The sequence below is a fragment of the Paraburkholderia lebeckiae genome, from assembly GCF_014201005.1.
GTDB lineage: Bacteria > Pseudomonadota > Gammaproteobacteria > Burkholderiales > Burkholderiaceae > Paraburkholderia > Paraburkholderia tuberum.
The window spans coordinates 253,456-272,109 of the sequence record NZ_JACHDK010000007.1 but is presented as its reverse complement, the minus strand read 5'-3'; the positions used below and the strand labels follow the sequence as shown (position 1 = coordinate 272,109).

Sequence of the window (18,654 nt, the reverse complement as noted above, 5' to 3'; positions counted from 1 at the left end):
GGGCAACCGAAGCAGCCATCCCTTCTTGTCATCCGACGTATGTATGGTAGGTCAAGAAACCAATTAAACACAGTTTTTAACATACTCCCAATCACGGGCTTAACGATCAACTGCTTCGGTCTGACCCACGGAGTGGTCGCTAAATCCTCGTACTTATTGGTACTTCTACCCTCCTTACTGGTCTTGATCATTGGTCTATCGACCACTAGTATTTGGTCATAAGACCTATTTCAGCGGGTCTGTTGCTGAATGCGTCGAGGCAAGTTCGCGACCTGATCTATCCGCACGAAGCGCGCGCCGGCGACGAATCCGCGGCCGACTTGCACACCGAATTCCTCGAGGACGTGGCGGCGTGACGGCGCACGGCAAGGGGCGCGGCCGATCAACGGCCATGGGGTTGAAGGAGCAGCAGATGAACACCGATCAGAAGTCCTTGCGATGGTTGATTGACAAATGGCTGGCGCCCACGCCGGCTATGCCGGTCCGCCTGAAGCGATACGGTCGTGCAAACTCGAGCCAGAGACGCTGCGTGCGCGTGGAGTCGTTGCGAACGACCGGCTCGCTGGCCATTTTCTTCTTCCGGCACGATGACGGATCGTGGCGCGTGTTCCCGCCCGCGTCCAGACGGCCAGTGATGCATGCCTACCAATGAACTGGATAGACAGACCTGGCACGTCAGCACGGGAAATCTGGTCCGCCTGGTCGGCCGTGTGATAACACGGCCGGGGTCGCATTTTTAGTACAAGCCGCGGTTTCGCGTTACCGATGTCTGGAATCGTCCGGCCTTAAATGCTGCCTGGTGCTCGCCATACTGTGCAGATGGCGAGCGCCAAGGAGATCCTGCCTCGGAGGGGACTGCGATGAAACGGCGTGCGGGAGGTGTTGGAGTAGTGGGCGCGCGGTGGGCGTTGTGAGGGTCCTGGCTGTCGCATGGTGAGCTTGGGACCTGTCCAATGAGCAGGTATTCAACGCGCACTGCGCTTATCACGCATGGAACTGCATGTTTATCGTCCCGTTCCGGGCTGGGCACTTCCCTATGTTCCCAGGAGCTCATCGAGACGGTCTTGCTGGATGCCGGGAGGTCCGCGATGCGCGCTTACCGGCTTGCGGCGTGAGCGACGGGTCGATAGTCGGGCGATCTGAGGAGAACGCAATGAACATCCTGGAACTGGCGGGGAATGCCGGAATGCTGGTCGTACTTGATGGCAGGATCGGTTGCACCGACTACCGAAGCGTCCATGGAACCCTGGATGCGTTTCAGCGTTTTGTTCATGCGTTGGAGTCGGCATTGGCGAATGGTGAGGAACCCGATTGGTCTCGGTGTCCGGGAGGAGGCCCGTGCGCCGAGTCTTCGTCATCTTGACAGTAGAAGCGCACGCGCGCCAGACCGGCAGCGGCGCTGTCATTCATCAAGTTGTCCCCCTCTTGCTAACGGCCATTTTCTGCAGCGGACCGTGACGCGCTCAGCGGTGCCGTCATGCATGCAGTGGGATGGCGTTGTTACATGAGTGTTGCGTCGCAGTCGTGCGATCAACGGGCCTTTCGGCGTTGTCGACTTGACGTGGACCGCGTGAGTTCTGCCGGTAACCTATGGCGTCCTCATTAATGTTTACGGTTGGCGGCTTCGACAATTGTCCACCGCTGCCAGGCGGCGAATCGCGCCTCAAGTTCGTTGTAATGGCACGATGCTTCTGACGGATCGGTCCGAACGCAACGCCTGCGTGCGCTGCGGGATGCGGAATCCTTTCATGCGTGTGAAACAGGGATTTTGCTTTGTTCATCCAGACATCTTTCCCGCGCGCCTTCTCAACCTGACAGCGACGTCTCGGCAGCACCACTCTTGTCGATGGTTACGGTTTCGGGCGCGCCATTCTGATCGATGGCCTTCTCGAAGTACCGTCGGGCGGCAACTGGCTTCTGGGGGGGCGCATGCGTGTTCGCTCGGATTGATCCCGCGGGACAACTGCGAAGAAGTTGTGGACGCGAGGGACCTTGATCCAGACGGCGTTTGCCTGGACCGCGTGCAACTGCACCGGGCCGGTTATGCATGCATAGCATGCCATTCGGCCGGATCGTCTATCGCGTCCGGTCAACTGCACGTTGGATCCCGCGAATACGGAGCGCATGAACCAAGGTGGGAACATCTGTTTTGCACTCCGGCAAGATCATCGAGTGTCACGTCGCGCGCAGAATGAGCGGTAATGGAAGAGGTTGTGGCGTAACCAGCCTGGACGAGGATTTCTCGACTACCGCGCGCAGCGCGAGACATCAGGGTTAGCAGGACCGCCGGGGACGCTCTGATATCGTGCGATGTTTCTCGGGCGTCGTACAAACATAAAGAACCGAGCCGCCATGAATCGCATTGTATTTGCCTTTTTCTGCCTCGAACAACATCGTCGCGCGATTGAGTCGTCTTTCCAACGGGCAGACGGCGCAATGCACCCCGTCATAAAGAGCCTTGCTAAAAGCCGCATCGTGCACTAAAAAACATCTACTTGCTTCGCATGTCTACTGGCCGCCCGGCCAATGCAATGGGCGCCTCCACCCCAGCGAGCGCGACAGTCCATGAGTCTTCTTGAGCTCAGAGGCGTTTCCAGACATTTCGGCGCCATTCAGGCCCTGATCGACGTAACGCTCAGTCTGGAACCAGGTCAGGTGGTCGGGCTCATGGGCGACAACGGGGCTGGGAAATCGACGTTGGTGAAGGTCGTCGCCGGCAACTTTCCGCCTTCGCACGGCGAAATCCTCATCGATGGAAGGCCCGTGCATTTCAACAAGCCGGTCGACGCGCGCGCTCGCGGCATCGAGGTCGTCTATCAGGATCTCGCGCTTTGCGACAACCTGACAGCGGCCGCCAATGTCTTTCTTGGCCGCGAACTGCGGGTCGGGTTCGGGCCAATCCGCGTGCTCGATCACGCGACCATGTATCGGCGCGCCGGTGAACTGTTCAAGGCACTGAAGTCCGAGACGCGCCCGCGCGACCTCGTCCGGCAAATGTCCGGGGGGCAGCGGCAAGCCGTGGCCATCGCCCGCACGCGCCTCTCGGAAGCGCGGCTCGTCCTCATGGACGAGCCGACCGCCTCGATCAGTGTCCGGCAGGTCGCCGAGGTGCTCGATCTCATCAAACGCCTGTCCGAACACGGTATTGCGGTCATCCTCATCAGCCACCGCATGCCTGACGTATTCGCCGTCGCCCACCGCGTGGTCGTCATGCGGCGCGGGCGCAAGGTCGCGGACAAGAAGACTGAAGAGTCCTCCCCGGAAGAAGTGACCGGTCTCATCACCGGAGCCATCGCCGCCGCCTGAACCTGCCTCGCACGGGAGACCCAATGTTGAACGACGCACCGCGAAGGCCCCCTCCAATGCCAACATTGCTCGATGATCCACAGTCCGCGAGGACGCATACCCGCTGGTCGGGACTGCTTGCAAGCCAGGTGTTCTGGGTCGTGCTGGCAACGACCGTCGCCTGCCTCGTCCTTTCTTTTGCGACCTCGACCTTCGCGACCTCCGAGAACCTTTTCAATGTCACGCGAAACTTTGCGTTCGTCGCCATCGTCGCGCTCGGCATGATGGCGGTAATCGTCACGGGCGGCATCGACATTTCGGTCGGCTCGACGATCGGCATCAGCGGCATCGTGCTCTCGGTCGTCATGAACGCGGGCTACCCGATCTGGGCCGGCATCGGCATGGGGCTCCTGACCGCCGGGCTCGTCGGTCTCGTCAACGGCGTGCTCATCGCGTATCTCGGCATGCAGCCTTTCGTCGTGACGCTCGCCATGCTGAGCGTCGGCCGCAGCCTCGCGCTCGTGATTTCCCGCAGCCGGACCATTTTCGATTTCGGTCCCGATGGCAGCAAGCTCCTTGCGCTCGGCGGCGGCGCGACGCTCGGTGTCGCCAACCCGGTGTGGTTCCTGATCCTGCTTGCGCTGCTGTTCTGGTTCGCGTTCGGCTGGACGCGCTGGGGCCGCTACGTCTTCGCGATCGGCGGCAACCGCCATGCGGCGAATCTGACTGGAGTGCCGGTGCGCCGCATCGTCTGCTCCGTCTATATGCTTTGTGGCCTCATGGCGGGCGTCGCGGCGATTCTCGAAGTCGGCTGGCTAGGCGCGGTGACGACAGGCCTCGGCACCGGCGATGAATTGCGCGTGATCGCTGCCACCGTGGTCGGCGGAACCAATCTGGCCGGCGGGGTCGGCAGCGCCTTCGGAACTGTCGTCGGCGCGGCGCTCATCGAAGTCATCCGCAACAGCCTGATCCTGCTCGGCGTCGACGCGTTCTGGCAGGGCACGGTGGTCGGCACCTTTATCATTGTCGCGGTGCTCTTTAACCGGCTCGGCGGCGAGCGGCAAGGAGATTGAAATGTCTTCGGATGCACCGGCCGCATCGCGGCGGGTGCCGCAGGAGGCGGGCGCGGCCGGATCAGACGCGGAACTGGCGGACGCACGGTTTCACAAGACCGCAAGATTCCGCTCAAAGGCCGAAGCCCGATTCCGGGCCTGCCGTGGGAAACGTTGTGAAACTGGGTGGGCAGACATGGGCACCGTAGAGCCGGCGCCGAACAGGAGGAAACCATGAAGAATCTATGGATGTGTCTTGCTGTGGCTGGAGGACTCGCAATGCTGGCGTCTCCAGGCTTCGCGGCGGACAAAACCCTCGCGCTGGTGGTCAAGGGTCTCGACAACCCGTACTTCGACCTCATGCATCAGGGATGCGAACGGGCGAACAAGGAACTCAACAAGCAAGGCTACAACTGTTACTACACCGGCCCCGCGACCGCTGCGGACGAGAGCGCGCAGGTGCAGATCATCGACGATCTGCTGACCAAGGGCGTCGCGAGCATGGCAATCTCGCCTGCGAACGCGCCGGCCGTGGGGGAGGTGTTGCGCCGCCGCGGCGGATCGATCCCCGTCATCACCGCGGATGCCGATCTGTTGCCGAAGGATGCCTCGCTGCGCAAGGCCTACGTCGGCACCGACAACTACGAGCTGGGCGCCAAGCTCGGCGAGCAGTTGAAGATGCTGATGCCGAAGGGCGGCAATGTCTGCCTCGTGATGGGCAATCCGGCGGCGGAGAACATCAACCAGCGGGCCCAGGGCGCGCGCGACGTGCTCTCCGGGAAGAAGGGCATCTCGAAGCTCGCTGGCGAGAACGGCTGGCATGAGATCAGTGGCTGCCCGCTCTACGTGAACGACGACGCCGCCAAGGCGAACCAGATGATGCAGGACACGCTGACCGCCAACCCCACGGGTCTTGACGCCTTTCTGCTGGCGGGCGGCTGGCCGCTCTTTGCGCCGCAGGCCTTTTCGCAGGTCGTCGCGCCGATCATGGACAAGATCAAGAACGGCAAGTTCGTGATCGTCTCGGCGGATACGCTCGGGCCCGAATTGCAGGCGCTCAAGGAACGTAAGGTGAATGTGCTCGTCGGCCAGCGGCCCGAAGAAATGGGCTACCGGGCCGCGATGGTCATGCGTGACCTCGCGCAAGGCAAGTCGGTGCCTCCGGTCATCCACACAGGACTCGACGTCTGCACGTGGAAGAACGCCGACACTTGCCTGAAGCATTGAAGGTCCGGCGGCCCACGTGGATCACGATGACGCGCCACCGCGAGACTCGCTAAGAGCCTCGTGAGCGTCCGGGCGTTACGCCGCTCCCCGCCGGGTGCGCCGGGGACTGCCCGGTGGCATGGGCGCCACCGGTCATCGGTGCAATTGACGATGCGTGGCGACCCTTCTCGCGACATGTCCGCTCAAAGTGGTTCGTTTCGCAACTCAACCCAGTCGCACGCGGGTAACTTTACCGTCCGCATCGGTGGGTGCGACCTTCCTGATGTCACTCCCGACCCAGCGCACTTCAGAAGATTTCAGATGCGATCGCATCGCCGCTTCTGCAGCAATAGGGTCACCTGCTTCCAGCGCATGCAGGACTTTTTCGTGCTCCTCAACCGCAGCCATCCATGTGGCCGTATTTTCAGCGAGTTCGCTAATCCTCGCCCCGATCGGATCACGCCTCGCGTCAAACAGATCGGCCACATACCGGCTCAACACCGTATTGCCGGCCGCTTCCGCGATGATCAGGTGGAACTGCCGGTCCGGTTCCAGAGGAGATTTGCCGGCGGAGGCGAGGCGATGCATCGCCTCCACGCTGCGCCGCAACCGGTCCAGAAAGCCGGCTGTGAGCCGCGTGCTGGCGAGCACGACGAGGCTGCCTTCGATCACGGCCCGCGCCTGCATGATTTCCGTCGGACTTTCGCCTAGCACAGCCAGCGACCCTTCACTTTCGTTTGCGGTTTCGCGCACATAGACGCCCGAACCCATACGGGTCTCGACGCTGCCGCCGATTTCCAGGGCGATCAACGCCTCGCGCAGAGATGGGCGCGAAACACCCAGTTGCTGCGACAACTCGCGCTCGGCCGGCAGTCTCGAACCCGGAGGGAAATCGCCTCCGTGGATGAGGCCGCGAATCTGGTCGGCGACCAATTGGTAAAGCCGCTTTGGCTCAGTCTGTTTCATTTTGCTGCCGGAAGAAAAAAATGGCCCGGTCGTCCCTCGACCGGCGATCAAGTCTACCACGCAAGCCCGGCAAGGCTTTGCGCACATTCGGCAGGAACGATACGGGTTTGTACCTGGTAAGGCCAATATCGACAGGATACAAATTGGCTTGACCAACTGCGCGATTTATTTTCTAATCTGCCTCAGATTGGCCTGACCAACACAATAGCGCCGTAGATCAAAGAAGGAGACACGCGTGACAGATCTGAGCGCCGACCTTGCACCGCGCGCCGTGAACGGCTTCGCTCCGAAGGAACCCCCGGAGCTACTGAAATTGAGCGGGCTGGGCAAGCGGTTTCCGGGTGTCGTTGCACTGGAGGACGTGCACTTCGAATTGCGCCGCGGCGAAGTGCACGCGATTTGCGGCGAAAACGGCGCCGGCAAGTCGACCCTGATGAAAATCGTCAGCGGCCAATACCAGCCCGATGCCGGCACGATCGTTTTTCGCGGGATGGAAAGGCGGTTCGCATCCTCACTCGAGGCACAGGAAGCAGGCATTGCGATCATTCACCAGGAACTGAATCTGGTGCCCCACCTCTCGATTGCGGAAAACATCTACCTGGCACGCGAGCCCAAACGCGGACCGTTCATCGATCGCGCACGACTGAATGGGAACGCCCAGCGCGCGCTCGCCCGCATTGGATTGTCGTTGCCGCCCACCAGGCTGGTGGGGACGCTGTCGATCGCCCAACAACAGATGGTCGAAATCGCCAAGGCTCTCTCGCTCGACGCCCAGGTGCTGATCATGGACGAACCCACTTCGTCGCTCACCGAATCCGAAACCATGCACCTGTTCCGGATCATCAAGGAGTTGCGCGAGAACGGGGTCGGCATTGTCTACATCTCTCATCGTCTCGACGAAATGAAGCAGATCGTCGACCGCGTGACGGTGCTGCGCGACGGACACCACATTTCAACGGACGATTTCGCGGCGACCAGCATGGATGAGATCGTTGCGCGGATGGTCGGCCGGGCGCTGAATGATGCGTACCCGCCGCGCCGCTCGGTCGTGACGCAGGAGGTGCTGCTGCGTGTCGACAATCTGTCGCGCGCACCGGCATTTGGGCCGGTTTCGTTCGAACTGAGGCGAGGCGAGATTCTGGGCTTCGCCGGTTTGATGGGCGCAGGGCGGACCGAAGTGGCACGGGCGATTTTCGGCGCTGACCAGCCGGACGGAGGCGAGATTCATATCGGGAGCGAGCGCGTCTCGATCCGCTCGCCTATCGACGCGATTCGCCACGGCATCGCGTATCTGTCGGAAGACCGCAAGAGCGACGGCCTCGCGCTGAAGATGCCGGTCGCGACCAACATCACGCTGGCCAATATCGAGGCGGTGTCGGGTCGCGCCGGCTTCATCCGCTTCGCCGAAGAAGCGAGCATCGCACAGCGTTACGTTGAAACGCTCGGAATCCGCACGCCGACGGTCCATCAACTCACGCGCAACCTGTCCGGCGGCAATCAGCAGAAGGTTGTCATCGGCAAATGGCTGTTTCGCGAATCGAAGATTCTGTTTTTCGACGAGCCCACGCGCGGCATCGATGTCGGCGCGAAATACGCGATCTACACGCTGATGGATCAGCTCGCCGCGCAGGGCATCGGCGTCGTGCTGATCAGTTCGGAATTGCCCGAGATCCTCGGTATGTCCGATCGCATCGCGGTATTCCACGAAGGCCGGATCGCCACGATCCTGGAGACGCGCCACACCAATCAGGAAGAAATCATGCACTTCGCATCGGGACGAAATCATGCTTGAAATAACATCCGAACAGACCACTACGGTCGACACCAGCGCGAAGCTCCGGCGTCGCGACCTGATTCAGAAATTCGCCGCGCTCGGCAGTCTGATCATGCTGGTGGTCGTCTTTTCATCGACCAGTTCCGCGTTCTTCTCGCTCGAAAACGGCATGACGGTCGCTTTGCAGGTGACGTCGATTGCCTATCTCGGCGTGGCGGCAACCTGCGTGATCATTACGGGTGGAATCGACCTGTCCGTGGGTTCCGTCCTTGCGCTGTCAGGTGTGGTTGCCGCGTTGCTCGTCAAGGCTGGCGTGCCGATTCCTCTCGGCATGTTCGGCGGCGTCGTGGTGGGCGGCCTGTGCGGGCTCGTCAATGGCCTGTGCGTCACGCGTATGGGTCTGCCGCCCTTTATCGCCACCCTCGGCATGATGCTGGTCGCGCGCGGTCTCGCGCTTCAGATCACGGGTGCGCGCCCGGTTTCCGGACTCGGCGACGCTTTCGGCGAACTCGGAAATGGCGCGTTGTTCCGCATCTCGCATGTCGGAGCGGACGGATTCCCCGATACGGTATTTCCGGGGATTCCTTATCCCGTGATCATCATGGTCGTGCTGGCGGTGGCTGTATCGATCATGCTGACGCGCACCTCGCTCGGCCGGCACATCTACGCGGTCGGATCGAATGCCGAAGCCGCGCGGCTCTCCGGCGTCAATGTCCGACGCGTCACCTTATTTACCTATGTGCTGTCCGGCGTACTCGCCGGTCTGACGGGGTGCGTGCTGATGTCGCGCCTCGTCACGGCGCAACCAAACGAAGGCGTCATGTACGAGCTCGATGCGATCGCGAGCGCCGTGATTGGCGGGACGTCGCTGATGGGCGGCGTCGGCACGATTTCGGGTACGGCCATCGGTGCGTTCGTCATCGGCGTACTGCGCAATGGCCTGAACATGAACGGCGTATCGAGCTTCGTCCAGCAAATCATCATCGGACTGGTCATTCTCGGCACGGTCTGGATCGACCAGGTCAGAAACCGTCGATAAAGCACATCGAATGATGCCATTCGAGAAGTCCAACAAAGCAGTGCAATCACCAACCAAGGAGTGAGACATGAAAAAGATGTATCTGGCATTGGCCGCCGCACTTTTGACCGCAGTGACGGCCCACGCGAATGCGGCGAGCGGAGAGATCGCCGTGATCGTCAAGACGGCCAACTCGAATTACTGGCAGAACGTGCAAAAGGGCGCAACGGAGGGCATGAAAGGGCTGAACGGCTACACGATGACGTTCCAGGGACCGGCGACCGAGTCAGCCGTGGCGGACGAAGTCAATATGGTCGAGAACGCGGTGAACCGGCATGTCGCGGCGATCGTGCTCGCGCCGTCCGATCCCGATGCGCTGGTCCCGGCAATGAAGAAGGCCTGGGAGGCAAAGATTCCGGTCGTCCTGATCGATTCGCTCGTGTCCGATTCCGGCAAGCAGTATTACCAGTCGTTTCTCTCGACCGATAACGACAAGGCCGGTGAATTGTGCGCGAAAGCAATGATTGACCGCGTCGGACAGACAGGAAAAATCGCTGTGATGTCGTACGTGGCCGGCGCGGGTTCTGAGATCGGCCGCGTGGGCGGTTTCCGGAAGTATCTCGCGCAGCACTCGAAGCTCCAGATCGTCGGACCGTTCTACTCGCAGTCGCAGATGGCGACCGCGCTCAATCAGACGACCGACGTGCTGTCGGCCAATCCGGATCTGAAGGGCATCTTCGGTGCGAACGAACCGACCGCCGTGGGTATGGGGCGTGCGTTGGCGCAGTCCGGCAAAGCCGGCAAGGTGGTCGCGATCGGTTTTGACGGCAACCAGGACCTCCAGGGCTTCGTCAAGGACGGCACCATCCAGGCCATCGCTGTTCAGGGCTCGTATCAGATGGGCTACAAAGGTGTCAAAACAGCGGTGGAGGTCATCGAACGCAAGCCGGTTACGAAGCAGCTGGATACCGGTGTCGTGATGGTCGACAAGAACAATATCGATCAGCCGGTCGCGAAGAACGTGTTGTATTGAAGCGCGGCGCGGACGACGCCTGACGGCGTTGTCCGCCCTTGAGGACTGCGCCGTTCAAGACACGCTGTAAGGCGTTGGACATCCGGCAACGAATCCCTGGAAACGGAATTCCTGATGAAAGCAAGTGATCTGCGTGATCTGTCGCGTGGGGCAGTGCAACTGAGCGCACTCGGTATGGGCTGTTCGCAACTTGGCGGCTTGTATCGCACGATGCCGCCGGAACAGGCGCGCGCGCTGATGGACGAAGCATGGTCGCTCGGTCTGCGCTATTTCGACACCGCGCCATTCTACGGGTACACGCTTTCGGAGCGCCGCGTGGGCGACGCGCTGTCAGCACGGCCACGCAACGAGTTCGTGCTGAGTACGAAAGTCGGCAGGCTTCTTCGGCCGGATCCGACTGTTCAAAGCGGCGATGACGGCTGGGCTGAACCGCTCCCTTTCCGACCGCATTACGACTATAGCTTCGATGGCGTAATGCGGTCTTTCGAAGACAGCCAGCAGCGTCTTGGTATTCCGCAGATCGATCTACTGTATGTGCATGACGTCGGTCGAATGACACATGGGGATGCAAACGTCGAATTCTGGAAACAGCTGACCGAGGGAGGGGGCTTCCGCGCACTCGACACGCTGCGTGGTGCAGGGCAGGTCAAAGCCATCGGTCTTGGAGTGAATGAATGGCAAGTTGTGCACGAAGCCATGCAGGAGATACAGCTCGATGTGACGTTACTCGCGGGCCGTTATACGCTGCTCGAGCAGGATTGTCTGTCGCCGTTTCTCGACGATTGCGTACGGCATGGCAATTCGATCGTGGCCGGCGGTGTGTTCAATTCCGGTGTGCTGGCAGGTAATGGCAAGTTCAATTACGGGGACGCCCCCGCCGGTGTCGTGTCGCGCGTCCACCGGCTGGCTGAGGTTTGCCGCGAATTCGAGGTTCCGTTACCCGCGGCGGCACTGCAGTTTCCCCTTGCGCATCCCGCGGTTGTGTCGTGCGTGGTCGGCGCGCGCAGTGTCGAACAACTCCGGCAGAACGTCGCGTGGTTTGAGCAGGCGCTGCCAGCCGGATTGTGGCGGGAGCTGAAGTCGGGCGGTCTGATCGCGGACACCGCACCTGTGCCCGAGGTGGTCCAGTGAGCCTGCGTATCGACGCACATCACCATTTCTGGCACCTCGCGGCGCGTGTGGGGCATTGGCCGCCTGCCCGCCTCGAAGCGATCTATCGAGACTTTGGGCCGGCCGATTTTGAACCGCTGCTTGAACAATGCGGCATCGACGGAACCGTCCTGGTCCAGTCCTTACCGGGCAGCAAAGACACCGGGTTCCTGCTCGAATTGGCGACCGGTCACTCTTTTATCCGTGGCGTGGTGGGATGGGCCGACCTGAAAGCACCGGACGCGCCGCAAACGATCGATGCTTTGGCCCGCCACCCGAAGCTGAAAGCGCTGCGGCCGATGCTGCAGGATCTTGCCGACGACAACTGGATCGACGACCCGGCATTGCGACCGGCGATCACGGCGATGCTCGCGAATGACCTTGCATTTGATGCACTGGTCGTCCCGCGTCAGCTCCCCGGACTGGTCGCATTCGCGAGGCGATATCCCGGTCTGCGGATTGTTATAGATCATGCAGCCAAGCCACTGATCGCTATCAGGCAACTGGAGCCGTGGCGAAGCGCCATGGACGATCTGGCCAAACTCGAAAACGTACATTGCAAGCTGTCCGGCTTATGGACGGAAGCGCCGCCGCACACGGACGTTGCTGCTTTCGATCCCTACATGGAAACGCTATTCCGATTGTTCGGTGCCCGCCGTCTGCTGTGGGGGAGTGACTGGCCTGTCCTGCGGCTCGCATCAGGCTTCGGCGACTACGCCGGGTGGCTTGCCGCCTGTGAAACGTACTGCGAGCGGTTTGCCCGTGGTGAGGATAAAGACGCCGTGTTCGGCGGCAACGCTTATCGCTTCTACCGGCTCGAAGAATAGGGAGAGTGTGATGCAACGAATGGGAATGGTCATCGGCATTGATCCGCAGCGCGTCGACGAATACAAACGCCTGCACGCGCAGGTGTGGCCGACGGTGCTCGATCGCCTGAAGCGCTCGAATGTCACCCGCTATTCGATTTTCCTGCGGGAACCCGAGAACCTGTTGTTCGGTTACTGGGAATACGTCGGAACTGACTATGAAAGCGATATGGCGGAGATTGCGAGCGACCCCGAAACACAACGTTGGTGGAGCCTGTGCGGTCCGTGCCAGAAACCGCTGCCGAGTCGTGCGCCGCCGGAACACTGGGCCCGGATGGAAGAGGTCTTTTACCTCGAATAGGTGTCGTCGCAACATCGCACTCGTTTGATCTCGCCGTAAAGAGACAAATTAGCCGAGCCCGCATCGAAACCGGATCATGGCTTCGCGGGTCCTGTACTTGAAAGAGGAAACCTCATGCTCACCGTTATTTGTGAAACTCCCGGCGTACTGCGCTCCGAGACGCGCTCAATGCCATCGCGAGACAGCGGCGAGGTGTTGCTACGAGTGCGACGCGTCGGCGTATGCGGCACTGACCTGCACATCTTTACCGGCAATCAGCCATTTCTAGCGTACCCCCGCGTGATGGGACATGAACTGTCGGGGACGGTCGAAGAGGCCGATGCGGATTCCGGCCTGGCCGTCGGCGACCCGGTCTACGTGATGCCCTACCTGTCATGCGGTCAGTGCATTGCTTGCAGGAACGGCAAAACGAACTGCTGCGTGAACATTCAGGTATTGGGCGTCCACCGTGATGGCGCATTGACGGAGTATCTAAGTCTGCCGCGTCAGTTCGTTCACAAGGCTGAAGGGATCACGCTCGATCAGGCGGCAATGATCGAGTTTCTCGCCATTGGCGCGCACGCGGTTCGTCGCGCGGACGTTCAGGCGGGACAGCGCGTGCTGGTAGTCGGTGCAGGTCCGATCGGTATGGCCGCAATGATCTTTTCACGTCTGCGCGGGGCCACGGTGACGGCGCTCGATACACGGCTCGATCGTCTCAACTTCTGCGCGGAGAAAATTGAAGTGGCGGCTACCGTGCAGATCGGCGATACCGACATCGACGAACTGACGAAACTCACCGACGGCGAATTCTTCGACGTGGTCTTCGATGCGACGGGTAATCCGGCTGCCATGGAGCGCGGCTTCGAGTTTATTGCGCAAGGCGGAAAATATGTGCTGATTTCCGTGGTGAGAGACCAGATCACTTTCTCCGATCCGGAGTTCCACAAGCGCGAAGCCACGCTGATCGGAAGCCGCAATGCGACAGCGGAAGATTTCGAAACTGTGCTCAGAGCCATGAGTGCTGGCCAGGTGCCCGATGCGGCACTCAATACACACCGGATGAAACTTGCCGAAGTTCCCGCGGAATTTCCGAAACTGCTCGAACCGTCCGCGGGCGTAGTGAAAGCCATCATCGAATGCTGACGATCACGCATATCGGATATCAGCCATGAGCCAGCCAATTCTTCAGTTCGGGACCAGCCGCTTTCTTCAGGCGCATGTCGACCTGTTTGTTTCGCAAGCCATGGTGCGCGGTGCCGCGCTCGGCGGCATAACGGTCGTGCAGACGACCAGCAGCGAGGCAAGTCAGAAGCGCATTGCCGCGCTGGCAGGCGGCGGACGATATCCGGTACGGATTCGAGGTATGCGTCACGGAGCACAGGTGGACGAGATGCTGAGTGGCGACGCGGTACGCGCAGCCTGGCACGCCGAGACTCATTGGAAACAGGTGCGAGATGCCGTATCGGAACATGCCCAAGTGATTGTTTCGAATACGGGAGACAGGGGGTTCTGGCTTGATGACAGGGATACCGCAGCGCTTCTGAATCATCCGGAGCGCGTGCCACATAGCTTTCCGGCCAAGCTGTTGGTGTTGCTTCATGCCCGTTGGGAAAGACATCCTGATGCGCCGCTTTCTCTTTTTCCGTGCGAACTCGTGGTCAACAATGGCGATACGTTGCGCGAACTCGTCGTGACACTGGCGACGACATGGCGCCTGCCGGAGTCCTTCACTACCTATCTTCGAACGCGTTGCATATGGGCCAATTCCCTCGTCGACCGCATCGTTTCGCAGGCAATTGAACCGGTAGGCGCCGTTGCCGAGCCGTATGCGCTCTGGGCAATTGAGCAGCAGCCGGGACTGGTTTTGCCCTGCACTCACGAAAACATCGTGTTGACTGACAATCTGCAGCACTTCGAGCGTCTGAAGCTGTTCATGCTCAATCTCGGTCACAGCTATCTGGCGCAGCGCTGGCTAGAGGACCGCAGGCCGGTTGACGAGACCGTATGTCAGGCAATGAACGACCCGATCCTGCGCGCCAACCTGGAAACTGTCTGGGCGGAAGACGTGCTCCCGACGTTTGCGGCCCTGGGTCAGCGCGAGCGGGCTCTCGCGTATCTCGTCGAATTACGCGATCGTCTACTCAATCCATTTCTCGAGCACCGGATAGCGGACATCGCGCAGAATCACACCGAGAAATTGCAGCGGCGTTTTTTGCCGCTCGTGCAACTTGCCGACAAGCTCGGTGTGAATCCTGGACCACTGCGAATACGAGCGATGCTGGAGCGCGTCGCATCGGTTTAGGAACTGCCTCGGGAACATGAACACGGAATCGGATTCTTTGATTCTCTTGCGCGCGTCGTGCGGTGCCGGCCGAGGTCGAGTGAATCTCGGGACGGCGACGTTGCGCACGCGTGCATCGGTCCCGGCTGGCCACAAAGTGGCTGTGCGTCTCATTGAAAAGGGCGCTCCCATTCTGAAGTACGTCGGGTCATCGGTATTGCCACGCGATATCGAGGCGGGGCAGCATGTTCATACGCATAACGTCGAGATGAGCGCAGTCGGCGACGAACACATCCGTTGTACCGCGTACGAAGCGCCTGAACTGAACGAGTCGCCTGCTTGAAAGCCACGCGGGCATAAAGTCGATCCTGCTTCCGTCCCGCGTTCGTGACAGTAGCCGTAAATATCTGGCAGGCTCTCTGCATGCCGAAGTCGCCCGTTCTGGGAAAAGGCATTGCTTTAATCCGCGCTTCCCGAACTTGCGCCAGACCATGCAAAGGCAATCTGGCACAGGCAGAACCGGGCGAAAAAACGAGCATTAGCAGGGTGCGGAAATACCGACTGGGCGGGGTGCGCAGCCATACGGGGTTATTTCGGAAGCTGGGTCGGGACTTGCGTCGATGCCTGTGTCAGAAGCTGGTTCGGAAGCTGCGTCGACGCTTGCGTCGGAAGTTGCGGAAGTTGCGGAAGCTGCGGAAGCTGTGGAGGTTGCGGAAGCTGCGGCCTATCCTGTGAAAGCTGCTTCGTGGAGGGTTGCCCGGCGGACGCTGGCTGCTGCGACGGCAATTGCTGCGGCAGATTGTTTTGCGCAAACACGGATGTGCTAGTAAGGAACGCGAACAGTACAAGGAAGGTCTTTTTCATTTCAATTCTCTACAGTTGGTTGTGTTGATTTTGATGCGATTAGCAGCGGCAGGCCGTATCAACGCGCCGCCGAGGTTGCCTTGTAACGCCAGGACGCTGTTGCGGTACTAAAGTCGACGGGGTTATCCGACGCTACGTTGTCTGACCGGAGGAAAGCGGACGAACTAGTCACCCCGCCGTAGTTGTTGAACGCCTGTCGTTGGGCTTCCACGCGGGCTAACACCGCCTGAAAGTCCATTGCATGTTGCGTACCGGCGCTCATGCGTTCGTGGTAGCCGACCGTTTGACGCTGAACCGGTTGCGCAGCCGCTTGCTCATACGTTTGCGGACCATTGTCGTTAGCGAATGCGGCGGTCGAGAACGACAGGATCGACGCGACAACAGGGGCGGGGATGAAGCTCTTCGACTTTGGCATGAACAGACTCCATATCGAGCGTCGGGTGCAGGAGACGCGGTGTTAGGGGAACAACGGTCTGGCGAAGCCTTGAGTGCTGTTTGCCAGTTCGTTGAGCGCCAGTTTAGTCACTTACCGTCTGCTTACAAGCATCCCCGGGACAACGGATAGTTGCCGTCGCTGCAAGGTTGCAGCCGATTGCGCTGAAGCGGTGCGCGCTTCTTTAGTGTGTCTGGAGGCAGGGGCGGTGCGGACCGTCTGCATGACACGCAGCACATTCGCTTCGACGGCATCCGCTGGGTATCGGAATACGTTCCGCTTGCTGTTCTTATGTCAGCGATTCGCGATTCACGCAAACCGTGTATTGAAGGCCTCGCAACTCATAATTGCGCGCGTCGAATGGCGGCGCGCTTTGCTTATACTGCGTCCACCTGAAATACGCTTCGTTTTTACGCAGGAATACTTATGGCACACCAACTTACTTTCCACGCCGGATCATCGAACACGGACGTCATTCACGACATCGTTCAGCACGCGTTGCGCAGCGCTGCTACGGCCTCCACCACGAATGGAGCTATCGATGTGCTTGGTCAGGCGCTACTCGAGGTCGAGCGCCTCGCCGCGCACCCGAGCGTTCTGACGCACTGAGCCCTCTGCGCGTCTGCGAACTGGCCGGGAATCAGACCGGCAGCGCGGCGCACGGCGTACCGGCGATGGCGGATGCAGCGCGGTTCGATATTTAGAATCAATATTGACTGAACGCGCTAATGTGATAACATTATCACATAGTGGCCCGTGTGCGAAGTTGCTGTAGGCGAGTCGCCGCAATGCCAGCGCACGCCGCATCAACCGTGGAGATGTCACCCATGACTGCTCAACCAGACCTGAACGATTCGCTGCATCGGTGGCAGGAATGACGCGACGACCGCGCTTCTTTTTCGCCTTGCTGTGCTCGTTCCCGCTTGCTGCGACGGTCTGCGGTTGTTCCACGACCGTGGTGCCCACACCTCGCGTCATCGCGATTGTCGTTCCCGCGATGCCAGCACCGGCAATGATGTCGCCGCCCGATCGGATGGCGCCTCCAATGTGGATCGAAGTCACCGGGCAACCCGGCGGCCGATCGCAGACAGGCACCAACAAGCCGGCGACGCCGCAAGACCCGTCGCGCCAGCAGGGCGATGACAGGTGGCCCCACAGCGCGGCTAGCGGCGCGACGCCGATCTGACGGATGCGCCGCGCGGCGACCTCTGCATCGCCGGCTCCTGCGGTTAAGACGGATGCTTCCGCCGATGCTTCGACCCAACGACCAAAGCCACTCGATCACTCGCCCAGTGGGGGCGCTTATGACTGTATACCATCGTCAATCTCTGTTTTGGGGCGCCGTTGCGTTAGCGGCCGGCGTGTTGCTGTGGAACCTGCGTGCCGTTCTCACGCCGTTTCTGCTCGGTGCGCTCGTCGCATACATTTTGCAGCCGGGCGTGGAGTGGCTGGTACGCCATCGCATTCCACGCGGCGTTGCGGCGCTGGCGATGATGTCTTTGTTTGCTCTGTCCGTCGCACTCGTCATGTTGCTCATGTGCGTAGTTGTTCAGAAGGAAGGGCCCGAACTCCTCAGGCAAATTCCATTTATCGTCGCAAAACTCGATGGATGGCTGAAGCCGCGTCTGGCTTTTCTGGGACTGGATTATTCGCTCGATGTGACGAATATCCGCGACGCGCTGGCGGCGCGTCTCAAAGCGGACGGGCAGGGCGCGATGCTTGCCGTATGGCAGTACCTGCGCACCAGCAGCAACGTGATGATCAATGTCGTGAGCAATGCGGTGCTGATGCCACTCGTCCTGTTCTATCTGCTGTACGACAGACACGAGGCGTTCGCGCGCATGGCGAGCTTCGTGCCGCGGCGCTGGCTCGGCAAGACACGGGAATTCGTCGGAGAGATCGATTGCATGATGTCGCAGTACCTGCGCGGGCAACTGCTGGTGATTGCAGTGCTCGCCGTGTTCTACCCGACTGTCCTGACGATCGCAGGGTTGGATCTGGCGGTGCCCGTCGGCCTGTTTAGCGCGCTTGCCGTATTCGTTCCCTATATCGGCTTTGCGACCGGCCTCGCGTTCGCGCTCCTTGCGGCGCTGCTGCAATTCGGTGACTGGTATGGCCTGGCCGTGGTGGTCGCGGTGTATGGCGTCGGCCAGATTCTTGAAAGCTTTGTGCTGACGCCGAGACTGGTTGGCGAGCGCATCGGCCTTCATCCGCTCGCGGTCATCTTTGCGTTGCTGGCTTTTGGGCGGCTGTTCGGATTCTTCGGTGTGCTGCTCGCGTTGCCGGTCAGCGCCATCATCGCATCGGCATTGCGGGAACTGCGCCACCGCTATCTCGCGAGTGCGCTTTACCAGGGCTGACCGGCATCGCGATCGCCCGATTCGATGTCTGGGCACCTGCCCCGCCTACCCATCAACCCGACACCGCACCGGGCGGCCGCGCCT

General features: G+C 60.6%; 17 protein-coding genes and 1 pseudogene. 15 read left to right on the top strand and 3 right to left on the bottom strand.

The features are described 5' to 3' along the window. The first annotated feature begins 412 nt into the window (after positions 1-412). Positions 413-652: a hypothetical protein gene (locus HDG39_RS16165; protein ID WP_184006913.1), complete on the top strand. Its 240-nt coding sequence runs from the start codon at positions 413-415 to the stop codon at positions 650-652. 1,178 nt (positions 653-1,830) lie between these two features. Here the strand turns inward: HDG39_RS16165 and HDG39_RS16160 are convergent. Beyond that, positions 1,831-1,908, bottom strand: a pseudogene (locus HDG39_RS16160) (IS6 family transposase); the annotation flags it as partial. A 657-nt stretch (positions 1,909-2,565) separates the two neighbouring features. On the opposite strand from HDG39_RS16160, the gene HDG39_RS16155 reads away from it, so the two are divergent. The 3 genes from HDG39_RS16155 (at position 2,566) to HDG39_RS16145 (ending at position 5,564) form a co-directional block, all read left to right on the top strand. Beyond that, positions 2,566-3,306: an ATP-binding cassette domain-containing protein gene (locus HDG39_RS16155; RefSeq protein ID WP_184006912.1), complete on the top strand. Its 741-nt coding sequence runs from the start codon at positions 2,566-2,568 to the stop codon at positions 3,304-3,306. Positions 3,307-3,362: 56 nt separating this feature from the next. After that, complete coding sequence (locus HDG39_RS16150; protein ID WP_018424474.1) at positions 3,363-4,358, top strand: ABC transporter permease; 996 nt, start codon at positions 3,363-3,365, stop codon at positions 4,356-4,358. Between the two features lie 258 nt (positions 4,359-4,616). After that, on the top strand, positions 4,617-5,564 hold the full coding sequence (locus HDG39_RS16145; RefSeq protein ID WP_018424475.1) for a sugar-binding protein: 948 nt from the start codon (positions 4,617-4,619) through the stop codon (positions 5,562-5,564). 204 nt (positions 5,565-5,768) lie between these two features. Here the strand turns inward: HDG39_RS16145 and HDG39_RS16140 are convergent, their stop codons facing one another. After that, positions 5,769-6,509: a FadR/GntR family transcriptional regulator gene (locus HDG39_RS16140; RefSeq protein WP_184006911.1), complete on the bottom strand. Its 741-nt coding sequence runs from the start codon at positions 6,507-6,509 to the stop codon at positions 5,769-5,771. Between the two features lie 244 nt (positions 6,510-6,753). Between HDG39_RS16140 and HDG39_RS16135 the strand changes: the two genes are divergently transcribed. The 9 genes from HDG39_RS16135 to HDG39_RS36035 all read left to right on the top strand — a co-directional run bounded on the left by HDG39_RS16135 (position 6,754) and on the right by HDG39_RS36035 (position 15,256). Further along, positions 6,754-8,301: a sugar ABC transporter ATP-binding protein gene (locus tag HDG39_RS16135; RefSeq protein ID WP_184007010.1), complete on the top strand. Its 1,548-nt coding sequence runs from the start codon at positions 6,754-6,756 to the stop codon at positions 8,299-8,301. Beyond that, positions 8,294-9,322, top strand: coding sequence for an ABC transporter permease (locus HDG39_RS16130; protein ID WP_018424478.1), 1,029 nt, complete (start codon positions 8,294-8,296; stop codon positions 9,320-9,322). The genes HDG39_RS16135 and HDG39_RS16130 overlap by 8 nt, the downstream gene beginning before the upstream one ends. A 67-nt stretch (positions 9,323-9,389) precedes the next feature. After that, on the top strand, positions 9,390-10,334 hold the full coding sequence (locus HDG39_RS16125; RefSeq protein WP_184006910.1) for an ABC transporter substrate-binding protein: 945 nt from the start codon (positions 9,390-9,392) through the stop codon (positions 10,332-10,334). A 114-nt stretch (positions 10,335-10,448) separates the two neighbouring features. After that, entirely contained in the window at positions 10,449-11,465 is a 1,017-nt protein-coding gene (locus tag HDG39_RS16120; RefSeq protein WP_184006909.1) for an aldo/keto reductase, read from the top strand. Next, a complete protein-coding gene (locus HDG39_RS16115) occupies positions 11,462-12,310 on the top strand; it encodes an amidohydrolase family protein (RefSeq protein WP_184006908.1) in 849 nt (282 codons plus the stop codon). The genes HDG39_RS16120 and HDG39_RS16115 overlap by 4 nt, the downstream gene beginning before the upstream one ends. A gap of 25 nt (positions 12,311-12,335) precedes the next feature. Next, positions 12,336-12,650: an L-rhamnose mutarotase gene (locus tag HDG39_RS16110; RefSeq protein WP_260327932.1), complete on the top strand. Its 315-nt coding sequence runs from the start codon at positions 12,336-12,338 to the stop codon at positions 12,648-12,650. Positions 12,651-12,764: 114 nt separating this feature from the next. Further along, a complete protein-coding gene (locus HDG39_RS16105; RefSeq protein ID WP_184006906.1) occupies positions 12,765-13,775 on the top strand; it encodes a zinc-binding alcohol dehydrogenase family protein in 1,011 nt (336 codons plus the stop codon). 25 nt (positions 13,776-13,800) lie between these two features. Then, positions 13,801-14,934 (top strand): mannitol dehydrogenase family protein, encoded by a 1,134-nt coding sequence (locus HDG39_RS16100; protein ID WP_018424484.1) that lies wholly within the window; start codon positions 13,801-13,803, stop codon positions 14,932-14,934. 16 nt (positions 14,935-14,950) lie between these two features. Beyond that, positions 14,951-15,256, top strand: coding sequence for an SAF domain-containing protein (locus tag HDG39_RS36035; RefSeq protein WP_184006905.1), 306 nt, complete (start codon positions 14,951-14,953; stop codon positions 15,254-15,256). 579 nt (positions 15,257-15,835) lie between these two features. Here HDG39_RS36035 and HDG39_RS16090 read toward each other — a convergent pair. Further along, on the bottom strand, positions 15,836-16,192 hold the full coding sequence (locus HDG39_RS16090; RefSeq protein WP_184006904.1) for a hypothetical protein: 357 nt from the start codon (positions 16,190-16,192) through the stop codon (positions 15,836-15,838). Positions 16,193-16,636: 444 nt separating this feature from the next. On the opposite strand from HDG39_RS16090, the gene HDG39_RS16085 reads away from it, so the two are divergent. Together HDG39_RS16085 and HDG39_RS16080 are read left to right on the top strand one after the other, a co-directional pair. Next, positions 16,637-16,819, top strand: coding sequence for a hypothetical protein (locus tag HDG39_RS16085; RefSeq protein ID WP_184006903.1), 183 nt, complete (start codon positions 16,637-16,639; stop codon positions 16,817-16,819). Positions 16,820-17,514: 695 nt separating this feature from the next. Next, positions 17,515-18,570, top strand: a complete 1,056-nt coding sequence (locus HDG39_RS16080) for an AI-2E family transporter (protein ID WP_184007009.1) — start codon at positions 17,515-17,517, stop codon at positions 18,568-18,570. Positions 18,571-18,654 lie beyond the last annotated feature (84 nt).

What these genes read in the sequence shown, in the direction of transcription:
- HDG39_RS16165 (WP_184006913.1), top strand. Translation starts at nt 413, where the DNA reads ATGAACACCGATCAGAAGTCCTTGCGATGGTTGATTGACAAATGGCTG.
- HDG39_RS16155 (WP_184006912.1), top strand. Translation starts at nt 2,566, where the DNA reads ATGAGTCTTCTTGAGCTCAGAGGCGTTTCCAGACATTTCGGCGCCATT.
- HDG39_RS16150 (WP_018424474.1), top strand. Translation starts at nt 3,363, where the DNA reads ATGCCAACATTGCTCGATGATCCACAGTCCGCGAGGACGCATACCCGC.
- HDG39_RS16145 (WP_018424475.1), top strand. Translation starts at nt 4,617, where the DNA reads ATGCTGGCGTCTCCAGGCTTCGCGGCGGACAAAACCCTCGCGCTGGTG.
- HDG39_RS16140 (WP_184006911.1), bottom strand. Translation starts at nt 6,509, where the DNA reads ATGAAACAGACTGAGCCAAAGCGGCTTTACCAATTGGTCGCCGACCAG.
- HDG39_RS16130 (WP_018424478.1), top strand. Translation starts at nt 8,294, where the DNA reads ATGCTTGAAATAACATCCGAACAGACCACTACGGTCGACACCAGCGCG.
- HDG39_RS16125 (WP_184006910.1), top strand. Translation starts at nt 9,390, where the DNA reads ATGAAAAAGATGTATCTGGCATTGGCCGCCGCACTTTTGACCGCAGTG.
- HDG39_RS16120 (WP_184006909.1), top strand. Translation starts at nt 10,449, where the DNA reads ATGAAAGCAAGTGATCTGCGTGATCTGTCGCGTGGGGCAGTGCAACTG.
- HDG39_RS16110 (WP_260327932.1), top strand. Translation starts at nt 12,336, where the DNA reads ATGGTCATCGGCATTGATCCGCAGCGCGTCGACGAATACAAACGCCTG.
- HDG39_RS16105 (WP_184006906.1), top strand. Translation starts at nt 12,765, where the DNA reads ATGCTCACCGTTATTTGTGAAACTCCCGGCGTACTGCGCTCCGAGACG.
- HDG39_RS16100 (WP_018424484.1), top strand. Translation starts at nt 13,801, where the DNA reads ATGAGCCAGCCAATTCTTCAGTTCGGGACCAGCCGCTTTCTTCAGGCG.
- HDG39_RS36035 (WP_184006905.1), top strand. Translation starts at nt 14,951, where the DNA reads ATGAACACGGAATCGGATTCTTTGATTCTCTTGCGCGCGTCGTGCGGT.
- HDG39_RS16090 (WP_184006904.1), bottom strand. Translation starts at nt 16,192, where the DNA reads ATGCCAAAGTCGAAGAGCTTCATCCCCGCCCCTGTTGTCGCGTCGATC.
- HDG39_RS16085 (WP_184006903.1), top strand. Translation starts at nt 16,637, where the DNA reads ATGGCACACCAACTTACTTTCCACGCCGGATCATCGAACACGGACGTC.
- HDG39_RS16080 (WP_184007009.1), top strand. Translation starts at nt 17,515, where the DNA reads ATGACTGTATACCATCGTCAATCTCTGTTTTGGGGCGCCGTTGCGTTA.